Genomic DNA, 13,330 nt, shown 5'->3' with positions numbered 1-13,330 from the left:
CCAAAGCGCAAGTTGATGCTCTCAAGCAGGAAATATGGGCTGAGGTAAAGAATCTTAAAAAAATTTTTACTGATGATAAACCCATTTATTGGCCGGCTCTTGCTGATGCTGAATTGCTTTATACGCAAGATGGAAAAATTCAATGGCCAGACTGGGTGACGGATAAAACCAAAGTTGAAATCCAAGCATGGGGCGGTGGCGGTAGTGGTGGTAGAGCGTTTGGGATAGGATTAGGAGGAGGAGGTGGTGGAGGCGGTTGCTCGGTGTGGTATGGCTATAAAGTCAGTTTAAACGGTCACGAGAATATCATCATTGGTAAAGGAGGGGCTTCTATTGCAAAGAATTTTGTAAGCGGTAAGCCTGGAGAAACAACAACCATTGGCAAAAATTTTATTACCGCTACCGGAGGAAAGGGGGGTGGGGGAGCTGACGCCCGTATCTCTCACTCGATTACTGGGAGTACGACTTCCTTCTATTCAGGCTCTGGCGGTGCTGGAGGTACAGGTGGAAACTTTGGTTTAGCAACAGACGAACATCCAGGACTTGCCAAAGGCGGGAATGGTTATGCTGGAACGAATGGAATTACGAGCAAGACAAGCGGTAACGGAGGTGATGCTGGGGGTGATACATCAAGGGGGGGCGCTGGAGGGATAGGACAAGGTTTCTATAGTTCAGGAAAAGCAGGACGTGGTTTTGGGGGTGGTGGAGCAGGTTCTCATGGGACTGATTGTTCAAGCGGTGCTGGAGCTGATGGCGCTGTCCTTATAAGATTATGGAAAGATTAAATACAAAACAAGTAGCGCAAGTCAAATGGATGCTTGTTGTATAAGCGGGCTTTATATGATTTTTAAGTCTTTTTATCGCTCTTTCAAAGCCCTTTCAAAGAGCTTTTTTTGACTGACACTGTCAGTCTTATGAAAGAGTGCTGTTAATTGTTAATGTCTCTTCATTGATTTGGAGAGAAAAATGGCAATAGAATTTACATTTCGTATTCACTTTATGAAGGGTGGCAAGAAATCTGAGTTTTTAGCAATATTTAATCAGACAGCCTTTGGTGCAGTTGCAAAATCCTTGATGTTAACGTGCAAATTTATTCCCTTCATAAGTTTGTGCTTCTCTTTACGCATGAGGTGGAAAGACAGGATAGTGTTCGGCTTCATACGCTTCAATTAATAATACAAGAGTCTCCATTTGATCAAATTCTGGAGTGTTCTCTTGAGGTTGATTATCAAACAGTGCAGATACAATTTCTAAGGCTTCTTGATAATCCTCTTCAGTGCGAATAGGCTTAATGTTCATTTTTTTAATTTCTTTAAATTACACAATATTGATGTCATACTATTTAGATTGTAATAGCTTTAAAATTAATTGCAAAGAAGACTATCTATGACCACACGTAATCCTAACCGTTGCCCTACTCACCCAGGAGAGCTTTTAGCAGATATTATTCCAGAAACTGGTAAAACAAATTCAGAAATCGCACAAATGCTTGGTATATCACACCAACATCTTTGCGATATCTTGCAGGCAAAAAAGCCTATCTCCCCTTCTCTTCGGCTTGTCTTGGAAAGATGTTTGGGAATGGAGCAGGCATATGATTACGTATGCAAGCCAATTATGATGCTTGGCATGCGGATCGTGAAACAGATGTTAGCAAAGTTCCGGTACTCCACACTGTTTAAGTATATTACTAAGTCTCTAGAAACTTTTTTAAGTAATTTTATTGCTTTAACTTCTTTAATTTTAACTGCAATTTTACGCATGAAAGCAAGGCTAAAACGCCCTTGTGGCTTCAAATCTTCAAAGTCAAACAAAGATTCGCAAGGAACAACATTAAATTCATCAACACGTACCCAAGATTGCTTTTGCAAACCCGCACGCTGACATTCTATCTCAGGTACCTTTACGCTATACTGCAAATCATGAGGTTCTTGAGAAGTGATAGGAAACAAAAAAAGATGCTTTTCAGTTTTGACCATAACGCACGAAGGACGCGCTTTACGCCCCGAATGTTCACCGTTTTGCGCTTGTTCGTGCCATAAATAATAATATCGAACAACATCCCCCGCTTTAAACATGTTCATCACTATTTAAAATGTCATCTAAACCATGATCTAAATCGTCTAATATATTTTGAGGTGCATCTGCATAAGAAAAAGATTGTGCGTGAGAGCGCGCTTTTATTAATTCATGATATAAATCAACAGGAAGCATAATGATTTTTTCACGCCCTCGTTTCGTTAAAGCAACAGGCTTTGACATCGCCTCGTCTAAAATATCGCCTGCCCCGCGATTTACATCTGTAAAACTATATTTTTTCATCAGTACAGCCCTTTAATAGATAATACGTATTGTACGTATAATATGTATTATGTAAAGATGTTTTACAACGTACTGGAGAAAAAAGTACCCTTTTGTAATTGGAATAAGCCGTTCTCAGAGGGAATCTAATAAACTCTTCCCCACTTAGAAGCAGAGAAGAGAGGTTATGTTTTACCTTAAGCAACCTTTTTAATAGGGCTGTCTAAATTGGGTTCGTAAGATTTTAACAAAGACTCTATAATCGGAGGTGGTCTTAACGTTCCAAAATTTGTAATCATTGCCAAAATTTTCAGTGCATTTGGGGTTTCATCTTGAAGTTTTAAAATTAAAGCTTTTTCTATCGCATCCATAGTCTCAATGAGAGTATTAAAAGCCTTGTCTTCAACATCATCACGATCAGAAAACTGATACAACGCCATCCACAAATCGCATAAAAAATCAATACTAGTATTCATTGTACACCTCCATGGATTTGTTCTCTTAAACATGCCAAACCTCTAGAGGTAATTTTTGTAGAAGGCAGTATCTTTTCTGTACCATCTGGTCTTTGAATAGTAATCGCGGGGCAGTCCATAAAACCTTTCTTGATTTTATCTTGATAAGGCAACAGTGGCGCCCCTGGAGCACGTCGATAAACCCTATCGTGTTTGCGCAAATAATCGTTTAAATCCTTTGGTCGTATCTCTAACATCTTTGCTGCTTCAATAAGACCGAACAGCCCATCAGAGCGCTTTAAGCCATCTAAAGCTTCTGCTTTGGGTGTTAATTCAGCAATCACATGATCTTTCTGCTCTATTTGACTTTGTAGGTGATTCAAAACACCAAGCAAGGCTTCGGGTTTGGAGTAATCAATCTGTGGTGCGGCTATTTGTTTTTCCAATTCTTGCCAACGATCAATTATTTTTGCTCGTAAGGCAGTACTGTAACCAGAGACCAGAATTAAACATTCACGCTTTGGAAGGTTATAACAAGGGCGCGTTTCTCCTCTGCTATCAAGATAATAACCGCTAAAATTAACCACCCCAAATTTGGGGGCGTTAAGTTCTTCAAGCATTTTTTTGATATCACGCATAACATGGTCATGCCGTTTATCACATAGTTCAGCAATTTCACGACTGGACATAGTCTGAACGATTGCTTCACTAAAAGTGTTTTCTTTAGTTTCTATGAGAGTGTTCATGATGAACTCCTTACTACTTAGACGTTTCTTAATGACACTCTAAAAGAGCGCCGGGTGCTAAGAAACACGGTAGTAAGTCCGTCGTTATGTTTTCCCCGTAAGGGTATTTTATGACATAACTACACCCGACAAGATCCTTATATGCTACATACATATAATGAGTCAAAGCCTTTAAATTTGCGGAAGATTAGTTATTTCGGCAACCAATCCGCTTACTATCAAGGTGTTTCTTAGGTACCTGATTCGATAATAGGCACATTCCCGCCATATTGTCAAATAAAAATTTAACAAATCTACGCAAATAATCGCTTAAATCCTTTGGTCTCACTTCAAGCATTTTCGCTGCTTCAATAAGACCGAACAGCCCATCAGAGCGTTTTAAGCCATCTAAAGCCTCTGCTTTTGGTGTTAGTTCTGCAATAACATGATCTTTCTGCTCGATTTGGCTTTGTAAGTGATTCAAGACACCCAGCAATGCTTGAGGCGTTGAGTAATCGATTTGTGGTGTTGCTACTTTTTTCAAAAGCTTTTCGCATTTGATAAAATACTGACGGGCTTCATGTCCTTTGTCATTACGTTCTATCATGGAAAGGTGCTTAGCCATATCTAATGTGAGGTAGTATTCTTTAGAAGGGCGACCTCCTGAACTTTCGCTCAAAAAAGAGCAAAAGTTATAACCTTCTTTAAATTTACGTTCTTTAATACGACGAATAATCCAATCTTTAAAACTGGTTTTAACTTCTAAAAATGTATGCAAGTCACGTGCGTTTACTGTCTGGACAGTATCGCCATCAATGACTTGTTCTGTAATTTCTATAAGAGTGTTCATTTTGAACTCCTTGGTAATAGAGGTTTTTCATTGACACCCTAAAAAGAGCGCCGGGTGCTGAAAAACACGGCAACAAGCCCGTCGTTATGCCTTCCCCAAAAGGGTATTGTATAGCATAACCACACCCGACAATATTATTATATGCGTATAGCACACAATGAGTCAAAGCTTTTAGTTTACGGAAGACTGGTTATTTCGGCAACCAATCCGCTTGTTGTTTTGAGGTGTTTTTCAAGCACCTTTGTATGAATCTAACGGTTTTAAATATTTTGTCAAGTCGTTCTCAAGAGCGGCTTGCACCTCTCATTTTTTCATATTCATTTTAATTCACCACTATTTTAAAGGAGCATAAAATGGCAACAGGTTTTCTACACGGTGTTGAAGTCGTCGAGGTTGATGACGGTACACGCCCCCTTCGTGCAGTTCAGTCTGGCGTTATCGGAATTATTGGCACAGCACCCGATGCCGATGAACAAGCCTTTCCTCTTAACACACCGGTTTTGGTCACGGGCTCTCTTTCACAAGCCGCAAAACTGGACAAAACAGGTAAACGACGCGGTACTTTGCCTAATGCCCTTGATCTTATTTTCAAGCAAGTGGGAGCAATTGTTGTTGTTGTCCGTGTAAAAGAAGGTGACAATGAAGAAGCAACACTCACAAATATTCTAGGTGGTGTGAATGAAAATGGCGCTTATGAAGGTGTTCATGCTTTCATTGGAGCGCAATCTGTTGTGGGGCAAACACCACGTATTCTGATTGCTCCAGGCTTTACACATCAACGCCCATCCAGTGTAAACACTGATGAAACGGAGGCGACTGTCAAAGATGAGAGCAGTACAACTTCTAACCCCGTTGCAGCAGAATTGATTGGCATTGCAGAGCGTTTGCGTGCCATTGTGGTGCTTGATGCCCCAAACACAACAGATGAAGCAGCTCTTAGCGCAGCAAAGGATTTTGATTCCAAACGCGCCATTCTTATTGATCCATTTGTCAAAGTTAATCGTAATGGCAAAATCTTAGAAGAACCGGCAAGTGCAGCGGTTGCTGGTGTCATTGCTAAAACAGATTTTGCTAATGGTTTTTGGCATTCCCCTTCCAATAAAGTGATCAATGGAATAGTAGGCATAGCGCGCCCCATTGATTTTTCTATTGGTGATCGCGCAAGCCGCGCTAACCTGCTTAACGAACAAAATATCACAACCATTATTCGAGAAAACGGCTATCGCCTCTGGGGTAATCGCACCCTTTCAAGCGATACAAAATTTGCCTTTTTATCCGTAGTGCGCACCGCAGATATGATTAATGATGCCATTTTACGCGGACATCTATGGGCAGTCGACCGCAACATCAAAAAGACCTATCTGAATGATGTGAGTGAAAGCGTCAATGCTTATTTGCGTGATTTAAAAGCGCAAGGCGCCATTCTTTGGGGGTGCTGTACACCAGATCCAGAGCTTAACACAGCAAGCGCTATTGAAGATGGCAGAGTCTATTTCAATGTGGAATTCACGCCCACAACACCCGCAGAACACATCACATTCCGTTCACAAATCATCAATGATTATCTAGAGGAGATCTTTTAATGACCGTATCCGTTTTACCAAGAGTCTTGAAATATTTTAACATTTTTGTCGACGGTATTCCCTATCAAGCAAAATGTGAAAGTGTCACCCTACCAAACTTGAATTTGGTCGTTGAGAGTTATCGCGGTGGTGGCATGGATAGCGCTATTGAAGTTGATCTTGGTCTTGAAACCCTTATCCTTACCATGACCATTTCTGATTGTTCACCAGAATTAATGGCGCTGTTGGGACGCACAGATGTTGACATCTCATTGCGCAGTTCAATGCAAGCCCAAGGCACACCCGCAGAAGGGGTTATCATTACCATGAGAGGGCTTTGCAAAGGCTTTGAAATGGCAGAATGGCAACCGGGTGGCAAAGCAACATCTACAGCAACATTTACATTGCAATATTTCAAATATGTCCAAAAGGATGTTGAAATTGTTGAGATAGACGTTCTCAACTTGGTGAGGAAATTCAATGGTGTCAATCAATTAGCAGACCACAAAGAAAATATAGGATTATAAAATGACGATACAACAAACTATTACACATCAATTGCTTATCCCTATTACCTTTGAAGGAAAAGAACACACCAAAATTACTTTACGCCGCCCCAAAACAAAAGATTTGCAAGCCATTGATAAAAAAGAAGGCGTAGAGCAAACAATCGCTATGATTGCACGTCTTTCTGAATGGCCGCATGAAGCTATCAATGAACTCGATATCAATGACCTCTCAAACATTGGAGAGATTTTGGAATCTTTTATCAAACGGCGGGAAACCTCGACTGGGAAACCGCCGCTAAACTGATTGCCGATATTGCCATTGTGTTCCATTGGTCTCTTTCAGAGATGATGGAAATGGAACCAAGAGAATTGCTCTTTTGGCGAAAACAAGCAGCAGAAAGGTATAAAACAAAATGAGTAAAAAAGTTGCCGATGCAAAGGTCAAGTTGTCTCTTGAAGACGAACTCACCGCGCCTTTAAAACGTGTGCAAGAGAAATTCAATAAACTTTCAAAAACATTATCTCATAGATTGCGTATTCCGCGCTTTTCTGCTGCTGTAAAAAACATGACAAAAAGCCTTCATGGCGTTCAAAGTGCTCTTGGTACAGCGGCAAGCCGTGCTTCTGTCTTTACCGGTGTTCTAGGGCTTGCTGGGGGTGGTCTCGTGGAAAGCTTAACCGCCGTCACCATGAAAACCATGCATATGGGCGATAGTCTCTACCATGCATCACGCCATTTAGGAATGAGTGTAACAGCTCTTCAATTATGGGGTGATGCAGCGGATAATTCAGGATATTCTGCCGAACTCTTTCAACAATCCTTGGCAACCTTAAATAGACGGTCTGCGCAAGCATATGCCGGACAAAAAAGAGGTATGATGGGATTTGAAGCACTTGGCATTTCTGTCAAAAACGCTTCTGGAAAACTCAAATCAAACTCTCTCTTACTAGAAGAAATTACCGAAAAAATGAGTAAGATGAAAAATCAAGCACAAAGACAGCATATTGCTGCCCTACTGTTTGGTGGAGATGGTAAAGAAATGGCATCTATGCTCTCACAAGGCATGGCGCCCATTAAAGAACTCTTTGCAAAGGCGAGAAAAGGAAAATGGCTAATCGGTGCTGATGTCGCACGCTATGCAGCAGATTTAAGTGATAAGCTTGGTGCTTTTAAGAAAAAAATAGGCGGTATTGCGAGCTTTATTGGTGCACGTTTCATGCCCGTAATCAATGATATGATTGATGGCTTTTCAAAGTTGATTGATGAAAACTGTGACCTTATCCAAACAACCATAGCAAGCTGGGCTAAAACCTTAAAACAAGTCTTGCAGGATTTACTGAATCCTACCTCTGATTTAAGAAAAAGTATCAGTGATCTCACAGAGAGGATTAAAGGCTGGTTCCAATGGCTAGAGCCTTTAATTGGTGAAATAACCCTCTTTAAAGTGGGTCTTGTTGCCCTTGGTTCCTTCATTTTTGGTCCACTCATTGCTGCATTAGCAGCGGTTGGTGTCGCATTTGTTACCCTTGGTTATACTATTATGACCACACCTATCGGTTGGATACTGGGTGGCATTGTAGCACTTATTGCACTCTATAAAAATTGGGATAAAATCAACGGCTGGGTGGCTACATCCCTAGCCTTAGTCAGCCTAGTTTGCATCAGGCTTGCTGTCGCTCTTTCAGGACCAGTGTCTTCAGTCTTAACTAAAGTTGGTTCTAAAATTGCTGGTCTTGCTGCAAATCTTGGAAAATCCCTACTCTCACAAATAATCGCAGCAGATAGAGCTTTTATCAGATTTGCTGCAACTCTTGGAAGATCATTCCTTTCAGCACTCGCCTCAGCTGCTTCTGCTGTTGCCAGTCTTGCTTTAACTCTTGTAGGTTCACTGATCTCGGCAATAACTGCCGTTGGTTCTGCTTTTATATCGCTTGGTGTTGCCATCATGACAACCCCCATAGGTTGGATAATTGGCGGTATTGCTGCTCTTGTAGGTGCTGGATATCTCCTCTACAAAAATTGGGATACGGTCATGAATTTCTTACGCAATTTGTGGAGTTCTTTCGCCAGCTTATGTAGTAATATTTTTAATAACCTCTTTAGTCTCTTTAAAAACTTTTCCCCCCTCTCTTGGATTGCGCAAAAAATCAATGCATTGATTAAATGGCTGTTTGGAGTCGATTTAATGAATGCAGGTGCTAATCTGATTAACGGACTTTGGGAAGGTATCAAAAGCAAATGGAATGCTCTATCCGATTGGTTCGGGAACCAGATCAATAAATTAACCAGTTGGATGCCAAACTGGATGAAAGAAAAGTTAGGATTTAAGGCTACAATCGATAACAATTCAACCCAAACCATTAAAACCTTTACCGATGAAACCAATGCACGTGCAAAAAGAATGGTTGATACAGCCATTGTTCCCAATGCTCCATCTGGAAAAGGCAAAAGCGGTTTTAACACCACTAGAGTCGAAGCAGGACAAATGCAGGCGACAAATGTAAAAGTTGACTCTTTCAAAGTTCCAGAGCCCATTACCGTTCATAAGCCGGTAGAAATCGATGCCCGCGTGATAATTTCAAATTTAAATATCTCTGTGCCCAATGGTTTAAAAGACGAAATCCGCGCCGCCGTCAATCAAACTCTTGAACACTATGCCAAACAACAGCGTTTGGCTATCGCCTCTAGCCTTTCGGATTAAACATCATGATGTTAGCTTTAGGTGGTTTTATCTTTTCCATTGAAACAGCAGCCTATCAAGCCCTCGATATGACCTATGACATTCCATGGGTCGAGCAAGGGCGATTGGGACGCAAGGCTGCTCTTCAATTGCCAGCCGTTGCCAATGCGGAATTTTCCCTAACAGGTGTGGTTTATCCAGACTTTAAAGGCGGTTATAGACAACTGGAATATTTGCGGCAAATGGCACATGAGGGACCTCATATCCTCGTAACAGGTCAGGGGAGGATTTTAGGCAAATTTGTCATCCTTTCTGTAAAAGAAAAACAGAGTATTTTTCACAAAAATGGTAACCCAAAAAAACAAGAATTTACCGTCAATTTGAGAGAATATGGTGAAGAACTATGAGTGATCTTTACGTGACCAAAGAAGGCGATATGGTTGATGCCATTTGCTGGAGATATTATGCCAAGGGTCAACAAGCCCTTGCTGTTGAACGCGTCTATGCAGCTAATTTTGGTCTTGCAGACTATGGACCCATATTAAAAGCAGGTATGACCATTCTCCTACCAGCCCTTCCCTATCCTAAAGCGACACCGGTTATCAGACTTTGGGGCAGTCAATCATGAAACCTTTTTGCATGGTTTTAGCAAATGGAGAGGACATTACACGCATACTTATGGACTATGTTTTATCGATTGAAATTACCGATGAAGCAGAAGACAAAAGCGACCGCATCACTATAGAGCTTGATGACCGCGCCCGTGAGTGCGATAATGGCTTTCTTGACATTCCTCTCATTGGAACAATCCTTTCTGTCACTCTTGGCTATGAAGGCGGTAAAAACCGCGATATGGGTGCCTATCTGATTGATGAAATCTCTGTAAGCAGCCCACCACAAACCTTAAGTGTTACAGGGCGCGCAGCTTCTATGAATACATCTTATCGAACACCCAAAAGCCAATCCTATCATCAACAAACCCTTGGCAATATCATTCAAGAGATAGCACAGCGCAATGGCTATACAGCAAAGGTCGACCCTGCTCTTGCCAAAATTGTTGTGCGCCATATTGATCAAACCGCAGAAAGCGATATGGCTTTTGCCACACGCCTTGCTGAAGAATATGACGCCGTCGCAAAACCCGTTGATGGTAAATTGGTGCTTGCCAAAAGAGGCGAAGGCAAAGCCATTACCGGTGAAACACTGCCCGTTGTTGTCATTCATGAAAAACAATGCACCTCTTGGGATTTTAAATACAGTGCACGCGATGAAGCAGGTACCGCCAATGGCTTAGCAACAGATGCGGGAGATGACCAAAAAGCCGCCGCTGATGCAAGGAAACCAGAGGAAATTGATGAAGGCGAAGATGTTATCCATATGGATGAAAGTGATACCCAGAATTTTCCTAAAACAGAGACAGCAGCAAAAACACCCGAAGAACAAGAGCTAGAAGAAGAGAAAAAAGGCGGTGTACTTGCAAGCTATCATGATATCCGCAGTGGTGAAAAAAAGGAAGTCAAGGTTGGTCACGAACCTTTTCATGAACTTAAATATACTTACCATAACCAATCAGAAGCTGTTGCGGCCATTGCCGCTTATCGCAACAAATCATCACGTGGAAAGTCTTCCTTTTCGTGTGATATTGGTGGCAACCCCTTTGTGCAAGCAGAAGCAAAACTGGTTCAAGAGCCCCCTTTCCGCCCCTATATTCCAGCAGAATGGCGTATCAAAAGTGTTAAACACAAGCTTGATAAAACAGGTGGATTTACAACAAAGATAGACTGCGAACTTTTTGATAAAGCCCAAGAAGATGCCGCTAAAAACGTAGCCAATACCACACCAGACAAAGACGATACCCTTGATCCAAACGCCCCTCCAGATGCATGTGACGAAGGAGACAGCGTCATACATATGAATAAAGAAGATATCAATTAGCAAAAATATAAAAAAACTATAGAAAGTTTCTTGACATTATTTCTGTAATCTGTATTTTCGAATCAGGTGCCTGAAAAACACCGAACGATAAGCGGATAGATTACCGAAATAATCTCTTCCCGCCGAAATTTAAAAACTTTGACTCATCACATGCTTTATAGCATATAGTGATTTTGTCGGGTGTGGTTGCACTATACAATACCCTTGCGGGGAAAGTGTAACGACGGACTTATCGCCGTGTTTTTCAGCGCCCGGCACTCTCTTTAGAGTGTCAATGAAAAACATCTAACGATAAGGAGTTCATCATGAACACTCTTATAAAAATTACGGAACAAACAATTGATCAAGAGACTATTCAAACGGTCAATGCTCGTGACTTGCATACGTTTTTAGAAATAAAAGCCCGCTTTAATGACTGGATTAAAAATCGCATTAAAGAATGTAAGTTTCAGGAAAATATAAACTTTATAACGCTTACTAAAAATTTAGTAAGCGGTGGAAAGGTAAAAGAATACCACATTACATTAGATATGGCTAAGCACCTTTCGATGATCGAGCGTAATGAAAAAGGACATGAAGCACGTCAATACTTTATCAAATGTGAACGGCTTTTGAAAAAAGTAGCAACACCACAAATCGATTATTCGACTCCTCAAGCATTACTTGGTGTTTTGAATCATCTACAAAGCCAAATTGAGCAGAAAGATCATGTGATTGCAGAACTAACTCCAAAAGCAGAGGCTTTGGATGGTTTAAAGCGCTCTGATGGGCTGTTTGGTCTTATTGAAGCAGCGAAAATGTTAGAGGTACGACCAGAGGATTTAAGCGATTATTTGCGCAAACATGATTGGGTCTATCGACGTGCTCCAGGGGCGCCTTTGTTGCCTTATCAAGATAAAATAAAGAAAGGTTTTATGGACTGCCCCGCGATTACCATTCAAAGACCAGATGGAACAGAAAAGGTCCTCCCTTCGACAAAAATCACCTCTAGAGGTTTGGCATGCTTAAGAGAACAAATCCATGGAGGTGTACAATGAAGGTAGATACTAACTTTTTATGCGATTTATGGATAGCATTGTCTCAATTTTCTAATGATGAAAATGTGAGCGACAAAGACTGTAGTGCTTTGGTTCAAACTATGAATGCAATAGAAAAGGTTCTCATTTTAAAACTTCAAAATGACGTGCCTAATATTACAAAAATTTTGGCAATTCTCACAGATTTTGGTTCTTCAGAACTACCACATCGCATGGATTCTTTGTTGCGTGCTTATGAACCCAATTTAGACAATCCCATTAAAAAGGTTGCTTAAGGTAAAAACATCCTCTTCCCCACTTCAAAGGTGGGGAGGTAGTTAAGAGGCTTCTTCTAAAGCCGTTTGTTCCTTACAGTTATTTTTAACTGGCGTTAAACTCATTTGTAAATCCAAGGCACTTAAAACACTAAGAAAAGTAGAAAGACGTGGGTCACCTTTATCGCTTAATGAACGATAAAGAGACTCTCTTGATAGTCCTGTATTTTGAGCGATTTTACTCATACCTTGATTTTTCGCGATAATGCCAAGAGCATGGGCAAGATATTTACTATCTTTGCTTTCAAGAGCATCTTCTAAAAGAATCCTCTGTGTCTCAGGTGTTTTGAAATATTCACTTGTATCAAATTTAGTGATTTCCATATTTCATTTCCTTGACTAATTGAAGGACTTTTTCGATATCCATCTGTTGTGTAGATTCATTTTACTATTCCTAAAAATACAGCCAAACAGCGTTCAATTCCTAACATTTCTTTTGCTTGAAGAGAGCCAAAAATGGAACTCATTTTGTCACATCTTACAGTCATGATCTTATCAATCATTACTTGCGAAGGCTTTTGTAAACCATTTTTAGCGTTTGGCTGAAGAGTAATACGGAGTAATGGTGCATCAATAAGTGTACTTGTAATCGGTAAAACCGTCATGCTTGTATGTTCACTAAATTCATTCGCTTGAATGATCAATGCAGGTCTTGGTTTACCAAAATCACCTTGCATAGCTATTGTTACGAGAGAACCGCGCATTATTCTGTCCAGCCATCAACATCCGTTAAAGATTGATCCATAAATAACTGTATCGATGTATCAGATTTATCCGTTTTTGCCACTAAACGGGATTGACGGCGACACTCTTCTGCAAAGTCTGGTCTGCGTGTATCTGGAACCCAAATTTGCATTAAACGCAGACCTGCTTTTCTTTGTGCAATGCGGTGTTTTTGAACCCGTTCATTAACGTGCATTGTACCCATAACAAAATCTCCTCTTGTTTCATGTAACGTATA

General features: G+C 40.8%; 20 protein-coding genes and 1 pseudogene. 12 read left to right on the top strand and 9 right to left on the bottom strand.

Annotation, left to right across the window (positions count from 1 at the left end; translation table 11 throughout):
• Positions 1-785 (top strand): glycine-rich domain-containing protein (locus tag FNZ60_RS03325; protein WP_483977065.1); only part of this gene is annotated, 785 nt, incomplete at its 5' end.
• 334 nt (positions 786-1,119) lie between these two features.
• Here FNZ60_RS03325 and FNZ60_RS03315 read toward each other — a convergent pair.
• Positions 1,120-1,299, bottom strand: coding sequence for a helix-turn-helix domain-containing protein (locus FNZ60_RS03315; protein WP_142416286.1), 180 nt, complete (start codon positions 1,297-1,299; stop codon positions 1,120-1,122).
• Positions 1,300-1,386: 87 nt separating this feature from the next.
• Here FNZ60_RS03315 and FNZ60_RS10060 point away from each other — a divergent pair.
• A pseudogene (locus FNZ60_RS10060) lies at positions 1,387-1,682 on the top strand (HigA family addiction module antitoxin).
• On the opposite strand, the gene FNZ60_RS03305 reads toward FNZ60_RS10060, so the two are convergent.
• The 5 genes from FNZ60_RS03305 to FNZ60_RS03285 form a co-directional block, all read right to left on the bottom strand.
• A complete protein-coding gene (locus FNZ60_RS03305) occupies positions 1,599-2,078 on the bottom strand; it encodes a hypothetical protein (RefSeq protein ID WP_425456829.1) in 480 nt (159 codons plus the stop codon). The pseudogene FNZ60_RS10060 and the gene FNZ60_RS03305 sit on opposite strands and share 84 nt — an antisense overlap.
• Positions 2,071-2,322, bottom strand: coding sequence for a type II toxin-antitoxin system Phd/YefM family antitoxin (locus tag FNZ60_RS03300; RefSeq protein WP_142416285.1), 252 nt, complete (start codon positions 2,320-2,322; stop codon positions 2,071-2,073). Before FNZ60_RS03300 ends, FNZ60_RS03305 begins: the two co-directional genes overlap by 8 nt.
• Positions 2,323-2,498: 176 nt before the next feature.
• Entirely contained in the window at positions 2,499-2,777 is a 279-nt protein-coding gene (locus tag FNZ60_RS03295) for a hypothetical protein (protein ID WP_142416284.1), read from the bottom strand.
• The gene (locus FNZ60_RS03290; RefSeq protein WP_142416283.1) at positions 2,774-3,502 is read right to left on the bottom strand and encodes a Rha family transcriptional regulator; all 729 of its coding nucleotides are present in this window, start codon (positions 3,500-3,502) and stop codon (positions 2,774-2,776) included. The genes FNZ60_RS03295 and FNZ60_RS03290 overlap by 4 nt, the downstream gene beginning before the upstream one ends.
• 187 nt (positions 3,503-3,689) lie before the next feature.
• Positions 3,690-4,331, bottom strand: a complete 642-nt coding sequence (locus FNZ60_RS03285; protein WP_246054705.1) for an antA/AntB antirepressor family protein — start codon at positions 4,329-4,331, stop codon at positions 3,690-3,692.
• Between the two features lie 353 nt (positions 4,332-4,684).
• Here FNZ60_RS03285 and FNZ60_RS03275 point away from each other — a divergent pair, with 353 nt between their 5' ends.
• The 10 genes from FNZ60_RS03275 (at position 4,685) to FNZ60_RS03230 (ending at position 12,330) form a co-directional block, all read left to right on the top strand.
• Positions 4,685-5,914 carry a phage tail sheath subtilisin-like domain-containing protein gene (locus FNZ60_RS03275; RefSeq protein ID WP_142416282.1) on the top strand — a complete coding sequence of 410 codons (1,230 nt, stop codon included), beginning with the start codon at positions 4,685-4,687 and terminating at the stop codon, positions 5,912-5,914.
• Positions 5,914-6,420: a phage major tail tube protein gene (locus FNZ60_RS03270; protein WP_142416281.1), complete on the top strand. Its 507-nt coding sequence runs from the start codon at positions 5,914-5,916 to the stop codon at positions 6,418-6,420. Before FNZ60_RS03275 ends, FNZ60_RS03270 begins: the two co-directional genes overlap by 1 nt.
• Before the next feature lies 1 nt (position 6,421).
• Positions 6,422-6,706 (top strand): phage tail assembly protein, encoded by a 285-nt coding sequence (locus FNZ60_RS03265; protein ID WP_142416280.1) that lies wholly within the window; start codon positions 6,422-6,424, stop codon positions 6,704-6,706.
• A complete protein-coding gene (locus FNZ60_RS10580) occupies positions 6,655-6,819 on the top strand; it encodes a GpE family phage tail protein (RefSeq protein WP_371410321.1) in 165 nt (54 codons plus the stop codon). The genes FNZ60_RS03265 and FNZ60_RS10580 overlap by 52 nt, the downstream gene beginning before the upstream one ends.
• A complete protein-coding gene (locus FNZ60_RS03255; protein ID WP_142416279.1) occupies positions 6,816-9,104 on the top strand; it encodes a phage tail tape measure protein in 2,289 nt (762 codons plus the stop codon). Before FNZ60_RS10580 ends, FNZ60_RS03255 begins: the two co-directional genes overlap by 4 nt.
• Positions 9,105-9,109: 5 nt before the next feature.
• Positions 9,110-9,490, top strand: a complete 381-nt coding sequence (locus FNZ60_RS03250) for a phage tail protein (protein ID WP_142416278.1) — start codon at positions 9,110-9,112, stop codon at positions 9,488-9,490.
• Positions 9,487-9,711: a tail protein X gene (locus FNZ60_RS03245; RefSeq protein ID WP_142416277.1), complete on the top strand. Its 225-nt coding sequence runs from the start codon at positions 9,487-9,489 to the stop codon at positions 9,709-9,711. The genes FNZ60_RS03250 and FNZ60_RS03245 overlap by 4 nt, the downstream gene beginning before the upstream one ends.
• On the top strand, positions 9,708-11,018 hold the full coding sequence (locus FNZ60_RS03240) for a contractile injection system protein, VgrG/Pvc8 family (RefSeq protein WP_142416276.1): 1,311 nt from the start codon (positions 9,708-9,710) through the stop codon (positions 11,016-11,018). Before FNZ60_RS03245 ends, FNZ60_RS03240 begins: the two co-directional genes overlap by 4 nt.
• 305 nt (positions 11,019-11,323) lie before the next feature.
• Positions 11,324-12,055: an antA/AntB antirepressor family protein gene (locus FNZ60_RS03235; protein ID WP_142416275.1), complete on the top strand. Its 732-nt coding sequence runs from the start codon at positions 11,324-11,326 to the stop codon at positions 12,053-12,055.
• Positions 12,052-12,330: a hypothetical protein gene (locus FNZ60_RS03230; RefSeq protein WP_142416274.1), complete on the top strand. Its 279-nt coding sequence runs from the start codon at positions 12,052-12,054 to the stop codon at positions 12,328-12,330. The genes FNZ60_RS03235 and FNZ60_RS03230 overlap by 4 nt, the downstream gene beginning before the upstream one ends.
• A gap of 42 nt (positions 12,331-12,372) precedes the next feature.
• Here FNZ60_RS03230 and FNZ60_RS03225 read toward each other — a convergent pair whose 3' ends face one another.
• From FNZ60_RS03225 to FNZ60_RS03215, 3 genes are read right to left on the bottom strand one after another with little or no spacing between them, the layout of a single operon-like run.
• Positions 12,373-12,693, bottom strand: a complete 321-nt coding sequence (locus FNZ60_RS03225) for an addiction module antidote protein (protein ID WP_142416273.1) — start codon at positions 12,691-12,693, stop codon at positions 12,373-12,375.
• Between the two features lie 56 nt (positions 12,694-12,749).
• Entirely contained in the window at positions 12,750-13,073 is a 324-nt protein-coding gene (locus FNZ60_RS03220; RefSeq protein ID WP_142416272.1) for a type II toxin-antitoxin system PemK/MazF family toxin, read from the bottom strand.
• Positions 13,073-13,297: an antitoxin MazE family protein gene (locus FNZ60_RS03215; RefSeq protein ID WP_142416271.1), complete on the bottom strand. Its 225-nt coding sequence runs from the start codon at positions 13,295-13,297 to the stop codon at positions 13,073-13,075. The genes FNZ60_RS03220 and FNZ60_RS03215 overlap by 1 nt, the downstream gene beginning before the upstream one ends.
• Between the last annotated feature and the right edge of the window lie 33 nt (positions 13,298-13,330).

This window comes from Bartonella massiliensis (genome assembly GCF_902150025.1).
Taxonomy (GTDB): domain Bacteria; phylum Pseudomonadota; class Alphaproteobacteria; order Rhizobiales; family Rhizobiaceae; genus Bartonella; species Bartonella massiliensis.
Note: the sequence above shows the minus strand (reverse complement) of the source record. Positions and strands in the feature narration are given on the sequence as shown.